The 15,844-nt window shown below is 74.8% G+C and carries 14 protein-coding genes, 1 pseudogene and 1 riboswitch; of the genes and pseudogenes, 7 read left to right on the top strand and 8 right to left on the bottom strand.

The genetic code is table 11. The features are described 5' to 3' along the window. Positions 1-23: 23 nt before the first annotated feature. Positions 24-1,301 carry a tRNA uracil 4-sulfurtransferase ThiI gene (gene thiI, locus ACFVFS_RS19095; RefSeq protein WP_380625585.1) on the bottom strand — a complete coding sequence of 426 codons (1,278 nt, stop codon included), beginning with the start codon at positions 1,299-1,301 and terminating at the stop codon, positions 24-26. Between the two features lie 143 nt (positions 1,302-1,444). Here thiI and ACFVFS_RS19090 point away from each other — a divergent pair, with 143 nt between their 5' ends. Continuing rightward, positions 1,445-2,149 (top strand): TetR/AcrR family transcriptional regulator, encoded by a 705-nt coding sequence (locus ACFVFS_RS19090; protein ID WP_380625582.1) that lies wholly within the window; start codon positions 1,445-1,447, stop codon positions 2,147-2,149. 70 nt (positions 2,150-2,219) lie between these two features. On the opposite strand, the gene ACFVFS_RS19085 is transcribed toward ACFVFS_RS19090, so the two are convergent. Together ACFVFS_RS19085 and ACFVFS_RS19080 are read right to left on the bottom strand one after the other, a co-directional pair. Then, entirely contained in the window at positions 2,220-3,857 is a 1,638-nt protein-coding gene (locus ACFVFS_RS19085) for an amidohydrolase (RefSeq protein WP_380625580.1), read from the bottom strand. An 81-nt stretch (positions 3,858-3,938) separates the two neighbouring features. Beyond that, positions 3,939-5,357: pseudogene (locus tag ACFVFS_RS19080) on the bottom strand (APC family permease). A 313-nt stretch (positions 5,358-5,670) separates the two neighbouring features. Here ACFVFS_RS19080 and ACFVFS_RS19075 point away from each other — a divergent pair. Next, positions 5,671-6,912 (top strand): cytochrome P450, encoded by a 1,242-nt coding sequence (locus ACFVFS_RS19075; protein ID WP_380625577.1) that lies wholly within the window; start codon positions 5,671-5,673, stop codon positions 6,910-6,912. Between the two features lie 96 nt (positions 6,913-7,008). After that, positions 7,009-7,533: a GNAT family N-acetyltransferase gene (locus ACFVFS_RS19070; RefSeq protein ID WP_380625575.1), complete on the top strand. Its 525-nt coding sequence runs from the start codon at positions 7,009-7,011 to the stop codon at positions 7,531-7,533. Positions 7,534-7,608: 75 nt separating this feature from the next. Here ACFVFS_RS19070 and ACFVFS_RS19065 read toward each other — a convergent pair whose 3' ends face one another. The 4 genes from ACFVFS_RS19065 to ACFVFS_RS19050 form a co-directional block, all read right to left on the bottom strand. Further along, entirely contained in the window at positions 7,609-8,364 is a 756-nt protein-coding gene (locus ACFVFS_RS19065; RefSeq protein WP_380625572.1) for a choice-of-anchor P family protein, read from the bottom strand. A gap of 106 nt (positions 8,365-8,470) precedes the next feature. Further along, positions 8,471-9,928, bottom strand: a complete 1,458-nt coding sequence (locus tag ACFVFS_RS19060) for a glycosyltransferase (protein WP_380625569.1) — start codon at positions 9,926-9,928, stop codon at positions 8,471-8,473. Continuing rightward, the gene (locus tag ACFVFS_RS19055) at positions 9,925-10,566 is read right to left on the bottom strand and encodes an archaeosortase/exosortase family protein (RefSeq protein WP_380625567.1); all 642 of its coding nucleotides are present in this window, start codon (positions 10,564-10,566) and stop codon (positions 9,925-9,927) included. The genes ACFVFS_RS19060 and ACFVFS_RS19055 overlap by 4 nt, the downstream gene beginning before the upstream one ends. An 8-nt stretch (positions 10,567-10,574) precedes the next feature. After that, positions 10,575-10,751 carry a hypothetical protein gene (locus ACFVFS_RS19050; RefSeq protein WP_380625564.1) on the bottom strand — a complete coding sequence of 59 codons (177 nt, stop codon included), beginning with the start codon at positions 10,749-10,751 and terminating at the stop codon, positions 10,575-10,577. A gap of 486 nt (positions 10,752-11,237) precedes the next feature. On the opposite strand from ACFVFS_RS19050, the gene wecB reads away from it, so the two are divergent. Continuing rightward, the gene (wecB, locus tag ACFVFS_RS19045; RefSeq protein ID WP_380625561.1) at positions 11,238-12,299 is read left to right on the top strand and encodes a non-hydrolyzing UDP-N-acetylglucosamine 2-epimerase; all 1,062 of its coding nucleotides are present in this window, start codon (positions 11,238-11,240) and stop codon (positions 12,297-12,299) included. A gap of 24 nt (positions 12,300-12,323) precedes the next feature. On the opposite strand, the gene ACFVFS_RS19040 is transcribed toward wecB, so the two are convergent. Then, positions 12,324-12,917: a histidine phosphatase family protein gene (locus ACFVFS_RS19040; protein WP_380625558.1), complete on the bottom strand. Its 594-nt coding sequence runs from the start codon at positions 12,915-12,917 to the stop codon at positions 12,324-12,326. Positions 12,918-13,092: 175 nt separating this feature from the next. Continuing rightward, positions 13,093-13,180: riboswitch (cobalamin riboswitch) on the top strand. 61 nt (positions 13,181-13,241) lie between these two features. Between ACFVFS_RS19040 and ACFVFS_RS19035 the strand changes: the two genes are divergently transcribed. The 3 genes from ACFVFS_RS19035 (at position 13,242) to ACFVFS_RS19025 (ending at position 15,754) form a co-directional block, all read left to right on the top strand. Further along, positions 13,242-13,466: a CbtB-domain containing protein gene (locus tag ACFVFS_RS19035; RefSeq protein ID WP_376138965.1), complete on the top strand. Its 225-nt coding sequence runs from the start codon at positions 13,242-13,244 to the stop codon at positions 13,464-13,466. 17 nt (positions 13,467-13,483) lie between these two features. Further along, positions 13,484-14,350: a CbtA family protein gene (locus ACFVFS_RS19030; RefSeq protein ID WP_380625554.1), complete on the top strand. Its 867-nt coding sequence runs from the start codon at positions 13,484-13,486 to the stop codon at positions 14,348-14,350. A gap of 240 nt (positions 14,351-14,590) precedes the next feature. Further along, positions 14,591-15,754: an AI-2E family transporter gene (locus ACFVFS_RS19025; protein ID WP_380625553.1), complete on the top strand. Its 1,164-nt coding sequence runs from the start codon at positions 14,591-14,593 to the stop codon at positions 15,752-15,754. Positions 15,755-15,844: the final 90 nt, after the last annotated feature.

Below are 15,844 nucleotides of genomic sequence, written 5' to 3'. Positions count from 1 at the left end.
CCCGCACCGCTCCATCGGCCCGGTCAGGCAGGGACGGTGCAGCCCGGACCGGTCTCGGGTGCCAGGTCCTCCTCCTGTCCGGGCCGCATCACCTGGACGTTCGCGAGCAGCGCCTCGACCACCTCGTCCAGGTCCAGGCGCCGCTCCACGGCCTTCAGCCGGCCGATCGGCGCTCCGGTGCTGACCCGCGGCGGGGCGAGCAGGCTGCAGCAGTCCTCGTCGGGCAGGACGGATATCCCGGCGGTGCCGAGGGCCCTGGCCTGGTCGATGATCTCCTGCTTGTCCCAGCCCACCAGCGGGCGCAGCACCGGCAGCGTCGCCGCCTGGTCCACGGCCGCCATGTTGGCCAGGGTCTGGCTCGCCACCTGACCGAGGCTGTCGCCGGTCACCAGCGCCTGGGCGCCCGTGGCCTCGGCCAGGGCGGAGGCGGTGCGCACCATGAGCCGGCGCTGGGCGACCACCTGGAGCCGGCCTGCGCCCGCGACGGCGAGCTGCTTCTGGGCCTTGCCGAGCGACACCACGTGCAGCTCGCCCGGCGGCTGGTAGCGGTTGAGCTCCCGGGCCAGGGCGTACGCCTTGTACACCGAGGCGGGGTTGGTGTACGGCGCGCCGCTGAAGTGCACGAAGTCGCAGGCCAGCCCGCGCCGCATGGCCCGGTGCGCGGCCACCGGGGAGTCGTAGCCGCCGGAGAGCAGCACCAGCGCCCGGCCGCTGGAGCCGACGGGCAGCCCGCTCAGCCCGGGGTAGCGGACCGCCGACAGGAAGGTCTCGCGGTGGTCGATCTCCACGGAGAGGGTGACGTCGGGCGCGGTGAGGTCCACCCGCAGGCCGGCCACCCGGGGCTGCAGCCGGGCTCCGAGCTCCCGCTCCAGCTGGGAGGAGGTCAGCGCGAAGGTCTTGTCGCGGCGCTTGACCCGCACCGCGAAGCCGGTCGCGGCCCGGCCCTCGCACGCGGTGCGCAGCACCTCCAGGGCATTGGCCTCGATCGACTCCATGGTGCTGGGGACGCGCAGCGCCGGCTCGACCGAGTTGAAGCCGACCACGGTGCGGGCCCGCGCCACCAGGTCCTCGACGGGCACGTCGCCGCCGAGGACGGTGATGCTGTGCGGGGTCCTGATCCAGGTCGACCCGCCGATGCCGCGCAGCGCCGTGCGCAGGTTGTCCTCCAGCCGCCGGACGAACAGCCGGCGGTTGCGGCCCTTGATCGCGACCTCGCCGTGCTTGAGCAGCACGCAGGTCCCGTAGGGGTCGGTGGCGCCTCGTGCGGCGGGCAGGCGGGGCTCGTCGGCCGGGTGGTTCATGCGGAATCCTTTCTCCAAGGACAGTGTCCCCGGTCCGGAGCGGTGGCCGGGACAGGCCGGGACGGGTCGGGGCTGCCGGGACACGCCGGGCGGCGCCGTCCGGCCCCTGTGCTACGTCAAGGGCGTTGACGTAACCTGCCGGGATGAGCGAACGCGTAGTGCCCGAGCCCCAGCGGCGCCGGCGGCGGCCGACCAAGCAGGGCGTCGTGCTCTCCCACGAACTGATCGTCGGCACGGCGCTGCGGCTGGTCGGGCAGCACGGTGCGGAGGCGCTCACCGTGCGGCGGCTCGGCACCGCGCTGGGCGCCGACCCCAGTGCGGTGTACCGCTACTTCCACAGCGCGGACGACCTGCTGCTCGCCATCGCCGAGGAGCTGATCGCCCGCGCCCAGGACGGCTGGCGGGCCACCGGGGACTGGCGGGCCGACCTGCGGGACATCGGCCTGCGGATCCACGCCAGCTACCAGGCCCACCCGCAGGCCGCGCTGCTCGCCGCCCACCGCACCACCGGGCGCACCCATGAGATCGCCGCCGTGGAGGCGATCCTCGGCGTCCTGCGCACCGCGGGCTTCCCCGACCCGGAGGCCGTGCGGATCTACCACGCGTTCGTCGACCAGAGCCTCGGCTTCGCCGTGCTGGACGCCGCCGCGCTCGCGCTGCCGACCGCCGCGCAGTCGGCGGACCTGCGGGTCTGGCAGGCCTCCTACGCCCGGGTCGACGCCGCGGCCAACCCGCACATCGCCGCCACCGCGCACCTGCTCGCCGCCGACATGCGGCGCAGCGGCTACCCGTTCGCGCTGGACCTGCTGCTCGACGCGGCCGGGGCCCGGCTGGCGGCGGCGCGCTGAGCGGCCCGCGCGCCGCCGCCGGTCGGAGGGAGAACCGCCGGGTGGCCCGGTGGCCGGGGGCCGGGTGGGATCAGTCGGCCACGTGGACCGGTTCGCCGCCGACGTAGGTCCGCAGCACCCGGGCGGCGGCGATCTCCTCGGGCGGGCCGGTGAGGATGTCGCGGTCGAGGACGACCAGGTCGGCCCACCGGCCGGCGGCGAGCACACCGGCGTCGTCGTGGCCGTTCACGTACGCGGATCCGGCCGTGTAGGCGGCGATCGCGGAGGCGAGGTCGATCCGCTGCTCGGGCAGGAACACCCGCTCGTCGGCGGCGTCGGGCTCCCGGCGGTTGACGGCGACGTGCAGGCCGGCCAGCGGGTCGGGGCTGCTCACGGGCCAGTCGCTGCCCGCGGCGAGGGTGGCGCCGGCCCGCTGGAGGGCGCCGAACGGGTACTGCCAGGCGGCGCGTTCGGGGCCGAGGAAGGGGATGGTCAGTTCGTCCATCTGCGGTTCGTGGGCCGCCCACAGCGGCTGGATGTTGGCGACGGCGCCGAGCCGGGCGAAGCGCGGCAGGTCGTCCGGGTGGACCACCTGGAGGTGCGCGAGGTGGTGCCGGGTGTCGCGCCGGCCGTTGGCGGCGCGGGCGGCCTCGACCGCGTCCAGCGCCTCGCGCACCGCCCGGTCGCCCAGTGCATGGAAGTGCACCTGGAAGCCCAGCGCGTCGAGTTCGGTGACGTGGCCGCGCAGGGCGAGCGGATCGACGAAGCTCAGGCCGGAGTTGGCGGTGGCGCAGCCGCAGCCGTCCAGGTAGGGGCTGGTCATGGCGGCGGTGAAGTTCTCGGCGATGCCGTCCTGCATGATCTTCACCGAGCCGGCCCGGAACCGTCCGTGCGCCGACGCGGCGCGCCGCTCGACGAGTTCGGGGATCTGCTCGGCGCCCCGGTCGCGCTCCCACCAGAGCGCGCCGGTCACCCGGGCGGTCAGCGCGCCGGAGCGCGCGGCGGCCAGGTAGGCGTCGGAGGGATCGGGCATGCCGTTGAACTCGCCGAGCAGGGCGTCCTGCCAGCCGGTGATGCCGAGGGAGTGGAGCAGGCGCTGGGCGCGCAGCAGGCCGTCGAGGCGGTCGGCGGCGGTGACCGGCGGGATCAGCCGGGCGACCAGGGCGGTGGCGCCCTCCTGGAGCACGCCGCCGGGGGTGCCGTCGGGCTCCCGCTCGATCCGTCCGTCGGCCGGGTCGGGAGTGTGGCGGTCGAGTCCGGCGAGCTCCAGGGCCCGGGTGTTGGCCCAGGCACCGTGGTGGTCGCGGTTGGTGAGGTAGACCGGGCGGTCGGGGACGGCGGTGTCGAGCAGTTGGCGGGTCGGCAGTCCGCCGTCGAAGCTCTCCATCGACCAGCCGCTGCCGGTGATCCACTCCTGCTCGGGGTGGGCCCGGGCGTAGGCGCGGATCCGCGCCAGGTAGTCGGGGACGCCGACGGTGCCGGTGAGGTCGCAGGCGGCCAGCTCGGTGCCGCCGCCCACGGCGTGGATGTGGGCGTCCTGGAAGCCCGGCAGCAGCAGCTTCCCGGCGAGGTCCACGACCTCGGTGCCCGGGCCGATCAGCTCGCGGACCTCGTCGTGGCCGACGGCGGTGATCCGCCCGCCGGTCACGGCCAGGGTGCTCGCCCGGGTGCGGGCGGCGTCGCCGGTGTGGACGGGGCCGTGGGTGAAGACCAGGTCGGCCTTGGTCATGGGTGGTGCTCCGTTCTCGGGTGGTGCGGGGTGGTGCGGGTCGTACGGGGGTGGCGCGGGGTCAGCAGGGGTCGGCGGGCCTCAGCGGGTGTCGCCGAGGAAGTACGGCGAGCGGCGCCGCCACCGGGCCCAGGCGGCCGCGGGCAGTCCGGTGACGATCATCATCACCGCCACCGAGAGCTCGAACCAGCCGTTGTCGGCGGCGAGTTCGAAGTGATCGGCGGAGTCGTAGAAGGTCCAGGCCAGATAGCCGCCGACGACCAGCAGGGTGGCCGCGCCGAGCAGCGGGCCGACCACCGCTCGCAGGCCCTCCAGCAGGTCGGTGCGCAGCAGGTGGCGGAAGCGGACGGCGGCGGCCACGGCCGTGAGCGCGTAGTAGAGGGCGACGACGATGCCGATCGCGTTGACGGCGGCCGAGATGAGGTCGTTGACGGTCGGGACGGCGACCGCGCAGAGCGCCAGCAGCACCGCCACGCCGGTGATCAGCAGGGTGCCGGCGGCGGGCGTCGAGTGCCGCGGGTGCAGCCGGGTCCACACCGGGCCGAGCACGCCGTCGCGCCCCATCGCGTACAGGCCGCGGGCGGTCGGGATCACCGAGGACTGCAGCGAGGCCACCGCGGAGAGCATCAGCGCGATCAGCGGCAGCGCGGCCAGTGGCTGGTCGGCCAGCCGGGCCCCGAAGTAGGCCAGGCCGTGCGCACCGTTGTCCGCCAACTCCTCGATCGGGAGCACCCGTTGGAAGGCCGTGCCGGCGAGCAGGAAGAGCAGCAGCATCACCAGCAGGGCGAGCAGGCCACCCCGGGAGGCGTCGCGCGGGTCGCGGACCTCCTCGCCGACGCTGAACACCGACTCGAAGCCCCAGTAGCAGAACACCGCGAGCACCATGCCCTGCGCGAGCGCCTCGAAGGAGGGGATCGCGAAGGGGTTGTATCACTGGAGTGAGAACGGCTGGTCCCCGGCGAACAGCCCGTACCCGCAGAAGCCGAGCAGCACCGCGTACTCGAAGAGCAGCAGTGCCTTCTGCAGCCGCGCGGCCAGGTCGAGCCCGCGCACCGCGACCAGCGCGGCGCCGACCAGCACGGCCAGGCCGATCAGGGTGCACTGCGCGGTCGAGTCGGCGTCCAGCCGCAGGCCCGCGACGCTGCGCAGGTGGGCCAGGTCGAGGAGTTGGACGATCGACGAGCCGGTGACCGTCGTGGTGTAGGCCATGAACACCACCGTGCCGACGGTGTTCACCCAGCCGGTGAGGAAGCCGAGCCAGGGGCTGAGGGTGCGGCCCACCCAGCGGTAGCTGCTGCCGGCGTCCGGCTCCGCGGCGTTCAGCCGCCCGTAGCCGCCCGCGATGGCGAGCACCGGGAGGAACGCCAGCAGCATGATCGCGGGCAGGTGCAGTCCGACGACCCCGGCCATCAGGCCGAGGCCGATGCCGATGCTGCTGGTCGCGGCGGTACTGGAGGCGGCGATCGCCGCCCCGTCGAGGAGGCCGAGGGACCGGCGCATGGAGACGTGGGAGCCGCTCGCGTCCGCTCTCGGACCGCTGCCCGTGGCCTTCGCCGTCGATGCCAAGGGATCACCGCCTTGGGGGTGTGGGGGTGGGGGTGGGGAAAGTGCGAGCCATGAAACCGGGGGCGCCGGGACACGTCAATGCTGTTGTCATAAGGGCGGGGCGACCGGTCCGCACCAGCCCCCGCGGGCGTGCGGGGCGGACCGGGGGCGCACGGCGAAGCCGCGAGCGCCCTTCCGTCACCGCCCGGCCGGTCGTACGGTCACAACCGGCCGACCGATTCCGCCCGCCGCTCCCCCAGGAGGGCCCATGGAACCCCGCTGCCCCTACACCCACGTCCTCGACACCCGCGGCACCGACCTGCACGCCGAGGCCGCCCATCTGCGCTCCCACGGCCCGGCCGTCCGGGTCGAACTCCCCGGCCGCGTCATGGCCTGGTCGGTGACCCGCGCCGACGTCGCCAAACAACTGCTCACCGACTCCCGGCTCGCCAAGAACGCCCGCCACCACTGGCCCGACTGGATCGACGGCCGGGTCGGCCCCGACTGGCCGCTGGCCAGCTGGGTCGCCGTGGAGTCGATGTTCACCAGCGACGGCCGGGACCACCACCGCCTGCGCACCCTGACCGCGCCCTCCTTCGGCCCCCGCCGGGTGGAGGCGCTGCGACCCCTGGTGCGGGCGATCACCACCGCCCTGATCGACGCACTGCGCGAGGCCGCTCCCGACGAGACCGTCGACCTGCACACCCGCCTCTCCTACCTGCTGCCGACCACCCTGATCTGCGACCTGTTCGGCGTCCCCGAGGAGCAGCGGCCGGAGATCCAGCGGGTGGTGGACGGCGCCCTGGCGACCTACTCCACGCCCGAGGAGGCCAAGGCCCTCATCGACGACCTGTTCGTCGCGATGGCGCTGCTGGCCGCCACCAAGCGGGCCGCGCCGGGCGACGACATGACCAGCGAGCTGATCGCCACCCGGGACGCCAACGGGGAGCGGCTCAGCGAGCAGGAGCTGGTCTCCACCCTGATCCTCATGATCGGCGCCGGGTCCGAGACCACCGTCAACCTCATCGACCACGCGATCGCGCTGCTGCTGACCCACCCCGGGCAGCTGGCGCTGATCCGCTCCGGCGACGCCACCTGGCACGACGCGATCGAGGAGGCGCTGCGCCTGGAGGCGCCGGTGATGCACCTGCCGATGTACTTCGCCACCGAGGACATCGACCTCGGCGAGGGCGCGCTGATCCGCACCGGCGAGCCGGTCCTGTTCGCGTTCGGCTCGGCCGGGCGCGACCCGGCGCTGCACCCCGACCGGCCCGCGGAGTTCGACCTCACCCGGGCCGACAAGAGCCATCTGGCCTTCGGCCACGGCCACCACTTCTGCCTGGGCCACCTGGTCGCCAGGATGGAGGCCGAGGAGGCGCTCAGCGCCCTGTTCGACACCTTCCCGGACATCGAACTCGCCATACCGGCCGAGGAGTTGCTTCCACAGGAGTCGTTCATCGTGAACGGCCTGCGGACCGTTCCGGTGCGGCTCGGCCCCGCCGCCGGGTAGCCGCGGGGCCGAAGGCGGGGCGGCCGGGCGGCGGCAGAGCGGGCGGCCGGGCGGCACGGCGGGCGACTGTCGGTGGCACCGGCTACCGTACGTGCCATGGACGACCACCCCGCCGCCGTGCGCCTGGAGCCCTGGTCCGAGCAGGACGGCGCACTGCTGTCCGCCCTCAACGCGCCGGAGCTGACGGCCCACCTCGGCGGCCCGGAGACCGCGGAGCAGGTGGCCCGCCGGCATCGCCGCTACGTCGACCTCAGCGCCCAACCGCCCTCCACCGGCCGGATGTTCAGGATCGTGCTGCTACCGGAGGGCGCGACGGCCGGCAGCATCGGCTTCTGGGAGCGCGGTTGGGAGGGCGAGGAGGTGTACGAGACCGGCTGGACGGTACTGCCGGCCTTCCAGGGCCGGGGCGTGGCGACGGCCGCCGCCCGCGCGGTGGTGGCCGAGGCCCGGGCCGCCGGGCTCCACCGCCATCTGCACGCCTTCCCCTCGGTCGATAACGCGGCGTCGAACGCGGTGTGCCGCGGCGCGGGGTTCGAACTGCTGGGCGCCCGGGACTTCGAGTACCCGCCGGGCCGCCCGATGCGCTGCCACGACTGGCGTTTCGACCTGCGGCGGTCCTGACCCGGGGACGGCCGGCAAGTCCGGGGTGCCCCGGGCCCGGTGGGCGGGCCCGGGGCACCCCGGTCGGGCCGGGGATCAGACGGTGCTGTTGCGGCGGCGCAGCAGCACGACTCCGGCGGCGGTGGCCAGGGCCGCCGTGCCGCCCACGGCGGCGACCTGCGGGTTGATCATCGACACGGCCTCGGCCGGCGGGGCCCCGCCGCACTCGGCGTGGCCGATGACCAGGTCCGCGGCGTTGAGGATCGGCAGCAGGCTGATCCGGACGGCGTTGACGCTGAGTATGCCGTTGGCGTCGGTGGTCTGCTCGTTGAGGAGGACGGTGCCGACCCCGGCGATGTCGACCCCGGTGTTGGGCCCGGCTCCGGCCTGCAGGTTGATCGCGGGGAGCAGCGGGAGCTTGACGCTGCCGCCCGCGATGACGCCGGAGCCGGTGGCCCCGGTCGGGGTGGCGGTACAGGTCGAGTTGACGCCGGTGAGCGAGACGGTGGCGACGCCCAGGTCGATGCCGAGCGAGTCGATCGTGGCGGAGGCGCCCGAGGTGCCGGCCTGCGGGTCGCCCGAGGTGGTGGCGGTGAGCAGCGCGTTGCTGGCGAAGGGCCCGACATTGATACCGGCCAGGGTGCTGGTGCCGCCGGAGGGGTAGGCGGAGGCGGGCGTCGGGGCGACGGCCACCATACCGGCGACGGCGTCGGCGGAGACGACGTACGCCTTGGCCTCGGGTGCGGAGAGGGCGGCCCAGGCCGGGCTCGCGGTGCAGACCAGCGTGGCGGTGAGGGCGGCGCCCGCGAGCAGACGGGAGCGGGTGCGGGTGCCGGTACGACGGGAGGTCATGAGGGTGGGGCCTTTCGTGGGGACGGAAGGGAGGGCCGGTCGGGAATCGGGCGGACGGGGCTCGGGCGCCCGGCACCGGGCGGGGCACGGGCCGGCCGGCGGGCGCTCACCGCGCCGACTCGCCGACGACGGACGGGGCGGGCACGGACGGGGAAGGCGCGGACGGGGAAGGCGCGGACGGGGAAGGCGCGACCAGGGCGGGCACGGGCGCACCTGCCGGAACGGAGGCCGGTGCGGCGACCCGGGCGGTCTTGTGCCAGGAGTTGCGCCGGCACAGCACCCGCCAGGCCGCGCGGACGGCCACCAGGTAGGTCGTGGCGGCGTACAGGGCCAGCGCGAGCCCGTACCCGAGCGCCGCCCGCCGCCGGATCCCCGGCTCGCAGCGCCGCCGGTAGAGCGGCCCCCAGATCGCGAACTCGCCCACGCCCAGCAGCAGGTAGAGCAGCAGGAGCAGCGCGCCGCCCTGCCGCAGGAAGACGAGCACGAACTCCGGGTAGAACGCGAGGTTGTAGCCGAAGGCCGCGACCGGCACGGTGTACACCACCAGGCCGACGAGCTGCAGCCACGGCTGGCTCATGAAGTACAGCACCTCCAGGAACCCGGCCGTGCCGAACGCCCGCGAGCCCCAGATCTCCCGCAGGTAGCGGGTGCACTGCATGGAGCCCTGCGCCCAGCGCACCCGCTGGGTGACCAGCTGCCGCATGCTCCAGAGCGCCTCCTGGTCGACCCAGGCGTCGGTGGTGTAGCCGTTGCGCCAGCCGGCCAGCATCAGCCGCAGGCCCAGCTCGTAGTCCTCCAGCAGCGCCCTGCCCCACGGCCGCCCGCCGCCGCGGTCCACCGAGCGCAGCGCCGAGAGCCGGGTGAACTGGCCGTTGCCGCCGACGTTGACGGTGCCGGTGCGCCGCCGGGTGATCTGCATGGCGGATATCGGCCCGCGGAACTCGATGTCCTGGAGGCGGGCGAGCAGCCGGGCCCGCCGGTTGGCGAGAGCGCCGCGTCCGGGCAGCGGGCGGGGCACGTCGCGGTTGGACATCCGCACCTCGACCTGGACGGCCCCGATCCCGGGGTCGCCGAACAGGCCCGGTCCGGCGCAGACCGCGAGCGCACCGGGCGAGGGGCGGCCGTCGGCGTCGAGCACGCAGACCACCACCCGCTCGGGGTCGGTACCGGCGGGCAGCACGGCCTCCAGCGCCCGGTAGCCGGCGTTCAGCGCGTCGCCCTTGCCGGTCCGCGCCTCGGGCAGCCGCCGGGACACCAGGTGGACGGTCAGGCGGTCCGAGGTGGCGGGCCAGGTGCGGACGAGTTCGGCCGTGCGGTCCGCGGAGGCGTCGTCGACGACCCAGACGGTCGCTCCGGCGAAGTGCTCGGCGAGGTAGTCGAGGGTCGTGGCGATGACCGCCTCCTCGTCCCGGCAGGGGATCAGGAAGTGCCAGCCGAAGCCGTCCGGGTCGCCGGCCGGCGCGGGCCGGTCGCGCAGGTAGCCGCGCACGATCACCACGACGTAGGCGAGGAAGCCGATGCCCAGGACGAAGGAGAGCGAGACGGAGGTGTCCAGCAGGGTCACCGCTCCCCCTCCCCGCTCCCGCGGACCGGTACGTCCGCGCCGCTGCGAACAGCACCCGCGCCCGCGGCACCGGCGGCGCCGCTGCGGGGCAGCAGCCGCAGGTAGAGCAGCGCCGCGCCGAGGGCGGCGGCCATCATCAGCACCGATCCGAACAGCACGTGCGTCCAGCCGAACCCCTCCGCGCCGTAGCGGTGCTGCATCACCAGCACGAGGGTGAGCCGGGCGAGGTTGGTGGCCAGGACCAGCCCGGCGGCGACCCCGAAGGCCAGCAGCACCCGGCCCGCCCGGCGGTTGCCGAAGAGCAGCAGCAGGGCGGTCACCAGGGCGAGCGGGGCGATCAGCAGCGCGCTGCTGCACCCCGTGGTCAGGGCGACGCCCCGGTCCAGTCCGGCGCGGTCGCCCGCGTACAGGACGGGGGCGGTCGGCCCTTCGAGCAGCAGGGTGCGCATCCCCAGCAGGTGTTCGACCAGCCACGCCGTGCCGCGGCTCTCCTGCGAGCGGTAGGCGCGTTCACCGGCCACCAGCGAGCCGCACACACCGAGCAGCACGGCGCCGCACAGCATCCCGACCGGGGAGCGCCGGGCCCGGGCCGCGGCGTGCCGGCGGGGCGCGAGCGGGTGCGACAGGGATTCCGTCATGGCGCGGCTCAGTCCTCGCCCGGGCCCTCGCTCCGACGCAGTCTGCTGCGCCGGAGCAGGCCGAGACCCAGGAGCACCAGGGCCACCGCGGCCGTCGCCATGACGCCTATGCCCACCGATCCGGTCGCGGCCAGGGCGCCGCCACCGGCTGCCGGCGGCAGTCCGCCGGCCACAGGTCCGTACATGGGGGAATTCCTCTCGTCGGATAACGGGAAAGAACAAGGGGGGGTTGCCACGCAGTAGAGGCGGTGCGGGCAGGTTCGGCCGACCTCAGGACAGAGGGGGGCCCAGCGCCGGGAACGTCGGAACGGCCCGGGCGTGGACGAACGTTACGCGACACCGCCGCCGGATCGAACTCCCGTACTGATGGCACATCATGGACCGAAAATCAGACTTCCTATGGTCCGTAGTCGCACGATGCTTCCACGCACTGAGCCCGTCCGGCGTGTCGACACCGTCTCAACGGCATGGCGCCATGATCGGCCATTCCGCCATTCGGGGGACATTGATCACCATCTGTTGCCCCACCCGTCGCTGACCGCCATGTTGTGACGCGTAGTTCGAAACGGTCGGACCGATCGACCGGATGCACCGTCAAGGGAGCCCGCATGCCCTCAGCCGACATAGCCGTGGTCCTCGGAACCCGACCGGAAATCGTGAAACTCGCCGGCGTGGTACGGCTCCTGGAGGATTCCGCGCGCATCGTCTGGACCGGCCAGCACTGGGATCCCGGCCTCACCACCGCCTTCTTCCGGCAGTACGCGCTCCCCGACCCGCACGTCACGCTCAGCGGCGTCGCCGGCGAGGCCCGGGGCCGGCAGATCGGCCGCATGGTCAGCGCGCTCAGCGACCACTTCACCGAGCACCCGCCCGCCGCCGTCGTCGTCCAGGGCGACACCAACTCCGCCGCCGCCGGAGCGCTCGCCGCCCACTGCGCGGGCGTGCCCGTCGTCCACGTGGAGGCCGGGCTGCGCTCCTTCGACCCGGACATGCCCGAGGAGGCCAACCGCCGCCTGATCGCCCCGCTCGCCGACCTGCACTGCGCCCCGACCGCGACCGCGGCCGCCCACCTGCTGCGCGAGGGGATCGAGGCGGAGCAGGTGGTGGTCACCGGCAACACCGTGGTCGAGGCCACCCTGGAATCGCTGCCCGGGACGGCCGAGGCCGGCGCCGTGCTGGCCGGGTACGGGCTGCGCCCCGACCGCTATCTGCTGGCCACGCTCCACCGGCCCGAGAACACCGACGACCCGGCCCGGCTCGGTCGGATCCTCGGCCAACTCGCCGCCCTGGAGCTGCCGGTGGTCCTGCCGCTGCACCCGCGCACCCGGGCGGCGATCGAGCGGTTCGGGCTCTCCGGCGCGCTCGCCGGGCTGCGCCCGGTACCCCCGGTCGACCACCGCACCTTCCTCGCCCTGGCGGCCGGCTGCCGGCTGCTGGTCTCGGACTCCGGCGGGGTCCAGGAGGAGTGCACGGTGCTCAAGCGGCCGCTGATCGTGGTCCGCAACTCCACCGAACGGCCCGAGGCGGTCCGGGCCGGCTTCGCCCGGCTGGTCCGGCCCGGCCCCGAACTCGACGTCGCGCTACGGGAGTCGCTCGCCGATCCGGATGCCGTCGGGGCGCTCGCCGGGCGCCCCTCCCCGTACGGCAGCGGCACCGCGAGCGCCGAGATCGTCGCCGCCGTCCGCTCCCGCTACCTCGCCGAGGACCGCGTGCCCCTGCTCTGCGCCGGGTGAGCCGGGCGCCCGTCCGCCGTCGGCTCAGCCGGTGCCGGGTCCGCCGAGGCGCAGGTTCCAGCGGTCCGCCCGCCCGGTCAGTTCGACGCCGCCGAGCGGCGGCACGTCGAGCCGGCGGAGGGCCTGGCCCGGGACGCCGAGGGCGTGCACCGCGGCGGCCCGGACCACGTCCGGTTCGGCGACCACCAGCACCCGGCCGCCCAGCGCGGCCGCCGTGCCGTCCAGCCAGGCGCCCACCCGGGCGCACAGCTGCCGCACGGACTCGCCCCCGTGCGGTGCGGCCGCCGGATCGGCCAGCCACTCCATGACCGCCCGCGGTTCCTCGGCCGCGACCTCGTCCAGGGTCCGCCCGCTCCAGCGGCCCGTGGCGCAGCCGCGCAGCGCGGGCTCGTCCACGGCGTCGGGGATCCCCAACTCCTCGGCGGTGCGGCGGCAGCGGGCGGAGGGCGAGACGTAGCGGTGGGCGGTCGCGGGCAGGCCCGGTGCGGCGGCGCGGGCGGCGCGCACCCCGGCGGCGTCGAGCGGATCGCTCCCGTCCACGGAGCCTTCGCCGCCGAACCGCGCCTGTCGCAGCCCCGGTCCGATCGCCGGGGCGACGAAGATCACCCGTACCGTCATGCCTTTCCCCCTTCGTACACCTGTCACCCTTGGGAGGCACCGGAGCAGCGCGTTCCAGGCCCTGCCCGCGCACGAATCCGCAGGCCGCGGCAGAACGGCGATTCGGCGTGCGCCCTTGGCTCCGCAGCCCCCGGGCGCTACGGTCTCCCCCGACAACCGAAGACGACGGCGAGACGGAAGTCCGGTGGAAATCCGGCACGGTCGCGCCACTGTAAGCCGGAACCGGCCGCCTCACGCAACGGCGGGCTTCCGGCGAGTCAGACCCGACCGCCGTCGTCAGAGCTCCACCGAACGGGACGCGTGTTTCCCCCAGGAGGTCCTGCCATGGCCCAGTCCGTCCTCTCCCCCAGCCTGCCCGCGGGCGGTTCCGCCCCGGCCGCGCTGCCGATCCGCGCCATCCTCCCCTGGGCGCTGTTCCTCGGCACCCTGATGCTGGTCCTGCTCTACTTCGTCGGCGCCGAGCAGGGCGCCACCTCCCTCATCTCCGGGGCGACCGTGCACGAGTGGGTGCACGACGGCCGCCACCTGCTCGGCTTCCCGTGCCACTGAGCGGAGACCGAGCACCGATGAACACCTCCGCAACCGTGCCCTCGGGCACCGTCGGAAGACTGCTGCTGCGGGGCCTGATCGCGGGCCTGATCGCCGGGCTGGTGGCCTTCGTCTTCGCGTACACCGTCGGCGAGGGCCCCGTCTCGGACGCCATCGCCCAGGAGCAGTCGCAGTCCGCCGGGGCCGGGCACCACCACGGGACCGGGGCCGCCGACCCGGCGGACTCCCATGGGGCCGCCGCGTCCGCCGTCTCTGCCGACTCTGCCGACTCTGCCGATGAGGAGGAACTGGTCAGCCGCGACCTCCAGTCCACGGCCGGCCTCGCCACCGGGGTGCTGGTCTACGGCGTCGCCGTCGGCGGCATCGCGGCGCTGGCGTTCTGCTTCGCCCTCGGCCGGATCGGCCGGTTCGGCCCCCGGGCCACCGCCGCACTGGTCGCGGGCGCCGCGTTCACCACTGTCTACCTGGTGCCGTTCCTCAAGTACCCGGCGATGCCGCCGGCGGTCGGCAATCCGGACACCATCGGGAAGCGCACGTCGCTGTTCTTCCTGATGATCGCGCTCAGCGTGCTGATCGGCGTCGCCGCGGTGATCCTCGGCAAGCGCCTGGCTCCGCGTCTGGGCACCTGGAACGCCGTCGTCGCGGCCGGCCTCGGCTACGCCGTGGTGACGGCCGTGCTCGCCCTCGTCCTGCCGGACAACGACGACGCGATCCCGGACGGCTTCCCGGCCGGACTGCTGTGGGACTTCCGGCTCGCCTCGATCGGTCTGCAGGCCGTGCTGTGGACCGGGTTCGCCCTGGTCTTCGGCGCTCTCGCGCAGCGGGCCCTCACCCCCGCCGCACCTGTCGAGGAGCGTACGGCCGTCCCCGCTCCGGCGGCCTGACCGACGCCCCCGCGCAGGGCTGGACCCCGCCGAAGGCGCGCCGGCGGGGTCCAGCCCTGCGCGGTCGCGGGGTTCAGCCCTGCGCGGTCACGGGGTTTGGCCTCGGCGTCGGCGGACAGACGCCCGGCGACGGGAGGTCCCCGACCCGAGGAGGGCACCGCCGATGCCCGGCAGAAGCGGCCCGCCCGGCCCCACCGCGCACCGCGGTCACGGCGCTGTTCCGGCCCCGGGCGCCCTGCCATGACCGGAGGACGCGGACGTCCGCGCGGCCCCGGCAGGCCCGGTCCGGCCTCGCGCGCCGGAACGGCGCGGGCCGCCGCGCGGGCCGCGGGCCGAACCACCGACCGCGCCGGCGAGCGGGTGCCGCCCGGGCTGCGCACCGCCGCCGGGTACGCCTGGCGGCTGGTCTCCCTCGGCGTGGCCGCCTACCTCGCCGTCACCGTCCTCACCCGGCTCCAACTGCCGGTGATCGCCCTCTTCCTGGCGCTGGTCATCACCTCCGTCCTGCGCCCGCCGGTCGACCTGCTGGCCCGGCGGATGCCGCGCGCGCTCGCCGTCCTGCTCGCCCTGCTCGGCGCCGTCGTCCTGGTCGGCGGCATCCTCACCCTGGTCGGAACGACCGTCGCCGCCGAGTGGGGCCGACTGGGCGGCGAACTGCACGGCGGCCTCGGCCGGATCGACCGCTGGCTCGCCGGCGCGCCCTTCCACCTGCACCCCGGGACGGCCACCGATCTGAAGGCCCGGATCGGCGACTTCGTCGCCTCCCACCGCTCCGCCCTGCTCAGCACCGCCCTCAGCGGCGCCGGGCGGGCCGTCGAACTGGTCACCGGGCTGGCGCTCGCGGTGTTCTGCTCGGTCTTCTTCCTGCACTCCGGCGACCGGATGTGGGCCTGGGGGCTGCGCCAGCTCCCGGCCCGCGCCCGCCCGGTGTGGCAGCGGGCGGGCCGCGCCGGCTGGCACACCTTCGCGGGCTACACCCGGGGCGTGCTGATCGTCGCGGCGAGCAACGCCGTCCTGGTCGGCATCGCCCTCGCCGTCCTCGGGGTGCCCCTGGTGCTGCCGCTGGTCGTCCTGGAGTTCGTCGCCACCCTCATCCCGCTGATCGGCTCCCCGATCGCCCTGGCCGTCGCCGCCCTGGTGGCCCTCGCCGCCCGCGGCCCGGTGGTGGCCCTGCTGGTCCTCGGCCTGATCGTGGTGATCGGCCAGATCGAGGGCCACCTCCTCCACCCCCTCGTCCTCGGCTGGTCCGTCCGCATCCACCCCGTGGCCGTCGCCCTCTCCGTCACCGGCGGCGCCGTCCTCGGCGGCGTCCTCGGCGCCCTGGTCGCCGTCCCGGTGGTCTCCGTCGCCTGGGCGGTGATCGGCGCCCTGCGGCACGACCGTCCCGACGACCCTGACCACTAGGGCGCGTATTCGGTTGTGATCAATTTGCGGGTTTCGCCCTCGCGGTTGCCCCTGATCTGGTAGACCGTGGTGCGTGACCCGTGTGCAACT

The sequence above is a fragment of the Kitasatospora sp. NPDC057692 genome (assembly GCF_042799475.1).
GTDB lineage: Bacteria > Actinomycetota > Actinomycetes > Streptomycetales > Streptomycetaceae > Kitasatospora.
This window is presented reverse-complemented; position numbering and strand designations above follow the sequence as displayed.